Below are 3,137 nucleotides of genomic sequence, written 5' to 3' on the forward strand. Positions count from 1 at the left end.
ACCGTAAACGTACCATCACCATTCGGTGTGGCACTATCAAAGACCTTCGCTACCGTAATATTCGGCAGATCACCACAGTCCTCTGCTTCTATCGTTGTTCCGTTAGTCGACAGGCTAGCTTCATTGAACAAACCTTCACCCGCTGCCGGACTCGTACCATCACAAGCGGTATAGACATCATCACCCACTCCATCTGTGAGATCCAAGGTCACAACGAAACTCAAATTGTACGTGTGCGTCGCACCTGCCGAAATGCTCTCGCCTGTAGCTAATGTGTTTGTTCCTGTCGTTAGTGTCCCGCTATTCTGACCACTAAACGAACCCGAGTTAATCGCGATATCATCGTCAAAGCCCGGTGTATCCTCCAGATCATAGGTGCCCGAAGCACCACCTGTGTTTTCTACCGTTACCGTATACGTTACCGTAAACGTGCCGTCACCGTTCGGTACAGCCGAATTAAAACTCTTCGCCATCACAAGTGCTGGCAAATCGCTGCAAGCTTCATCATCCGTTGTCGTTCCGTTAGTCTCCAGGCTCGCAGAATTAAACAGGCCTTCACCCGCTACCGGACTCGTGCCATCGCAGAGCGTATAGACATCATCACCCACCCCATCGGTGAGATCCAAGGTCACATTGAAACTCAAATTGTAGGTGTGCGTCGCACCCGCTGCAATGCTTTCGCCGGTAGCTAAAGTGTTTGTTCCTGTCGTTAATGTTCCGCTATTCTGACCACTAAACGAACCCGAGTTAATCGCGATATCATCATCAAACCCTGGCGTGTCCTCCAGGTCATAGGTGCCCGCAGCGCCACCGCTATTCTCGACCGTTACCGTATAAGTCACTGTAAACGTACCATCACCATTCGGTGTGGCACTATCAAAGACCTTCGCTACCGTAATATTCGGCAGATCCCCACAGTCCTCTGCTTCTATCGTTGTTCCGTTAGTCGACAGGCTAGCTTCATTGAACAGGCCTTCACCCGCTACCGGACTCGTGCCATCACAAGCGGTGTATATATCATCTCCTGCGCCATCTGTGAGATCCAAGGTCACAACGAAACTCAAATTGTAGGTATGCGTCGTACCTGCTGCTATACTCTCACCGGTGGCTAAGCTATTTGTAGCCGCCATGAGCGTACCACTGTTCTGGCCACTAAATGATCCGGAGTTGATCGCGATATCATCATCAAAACCTGGCGTGTCCTCCAGGTCATAGGTGCCCGAAGCACCACCTGTGTTCTCGACCGTCACTGTATAGGTTACCGTAAAGGTACCATCACCATTCGGTGTGGCATCCACAAAAGTCTTATCCAGTGCTAAATCCGGGGGCAAATCCCCGCAGGCTTCATCATCCCCGGACATGCCACCGGTAGTGAGGGTCGCAATATTATACAGACCTTCTCCGGGCATGGGCATGGTGACGTCACAAGGGTTGTAGATGTTATCACCTAAACCATCCATCAGGTCCAGGGTTACATTGAAGCTCAAATTATAGGTATGAGTGGCATTGGCCGCGATGCTTTCCCCAGCAGCCAGGCTATTCAAGCCGGCCATCAGCATACCGCTGTTCTGACCACTAAACGAACCCGAGTTAATCGTTATATCATCGTCAAAACCCGGTTCATCCGTGAGGTCATAAGTAGTAGGTACTCCATTGGTTTCCATCACCGTTATCGTATAGTCTACGGTGAAGGTTCCATCGCCGTTGGGCGTGGCCGAGATGAACGTCTTTTCCATTTCAAGATTGGCTACCATCACCATGGCAAAGCCCACGTCGAAGCTGTGGTCATTGGCGCCCAGCTCGCCCGTCATAAAGGAAACCACCCCCGTGCTGATATCCGCATCAGAGTCGCGCACATCGGCATTGGGATCACTGCCGCCCATATTGACGGCAGTAAGACTCAGCACATCCATCCCGACCGTGGTCGTAGTGGGAAAGCGCAGCTCGTAGTTCATCTCGGGCAGCAGATCAGTCACCCCATAAGTGATCCCCGTAGTCGAGGTACCCGTCGCACTAGTGAAGTAGTACTCCCCATTGGCATCGGTGGTGACCGTGGCAATCTGGCTAAAGGTACCCGAGCCCGGACTGTCTTCTTTCCATAGCTGCACTTCTACCCCGGGGATGACAGCCTCGTTAGGATCCTGAACCCCATCGTTGTCGGTGTCTACCCAGACGCGGTTACCGATCTCCAGAGGAATATCCGGCCCCGATAAGTCTAGCTCACCCAGGCCCAACCCTTTCTCCTCTACGCCGGGGGCGCCGTCGGCTATTACAAATTCAATAGGCCATTGCCTTCCGTCTAATAAAGATAGATTATAAGCATTTTGAGAGGAGCTATTAAATTGTGTAGCGGTTACGCCGCCTTGTAGACCGGGCAAGTACACACTCGAGCCTAAAGTATTACCGGCGAAGCCACCATTATCATTAAAAAAATGGGTTTCATTTGCATTGTTACCAAGGTAGGTAATACCATTAGTAGTATATCGTTGATCACTTTCCAACTGGTAATTCCCCATCGTGGCATCCAATCCCGCAACCAACATGTCGACAGATGTGCGTATAAATTCCAAATCAGTTCTATTCGATAAGTAGATATAGTTTTGGGATTGCTGCTGCAATCCGAATCGATCCATGAGATTGATCACCATCTGACCATTATTCCCAAAGGTAAGGTCAGAAAGTAAGGGCGTCGGGTCATTGAAATAACCTGAAGCAGTTGCAAAATCAACCTGATTACTCCAGGGGAAGAAACGGAAAGATACATATCTTTGATAATCGAGCGGAAAGGAAAGCACCGGCGTAGTGGCAAAAGCCGTACCGGTTGCTGGATTATCCATTTCTAAGACATAGGCCTCCATATCGGCGCGCGTACCCCCGTTTTCGGCGGAGCAAACGCCCCCCGCGTACAGTTTACCCCGGTGGTAGGTCAGTGCCCAGGGGCGGAACTCCCCGTTGGCACATGAGGGAGCCGGCAGGCTAATCTCCGTCACGTTGACCACGGCCATAGGGTTGGCGGGATCGTCGAGCTCCAGACGGAAGACCGAACGGCTGTACAAATTCATCACGAAGAGGAAGCGGCCATCGTCGCTGATCTCCAGCCCCCCCAGGCCCACTTTACCGACCTGATCGAAGGCGGC

At 51.5% G+C, this 3,137-nt stretch carries 1 protein-coding gene; it reads right to left on the reverse strand.

All coding sequences use genetic code 11. From position 1 onward, the window contains the following. The coding region (locus VJ956_RS01020; protein WP_324080677.1) for an SdrD B-like domain-containing protein at nucleotides 1-3,137 on the reverse strand (3,137 nt) is incomplete at both ends.

Source organism: Marinobacter sp., from assembly GCF_035268745.1.
Classification (GTDB): Bacteria; Pseudomonadota; Gammaproteobacteria; order Pseudomonadales; family Oleiphilaceae; genus Marinobacter.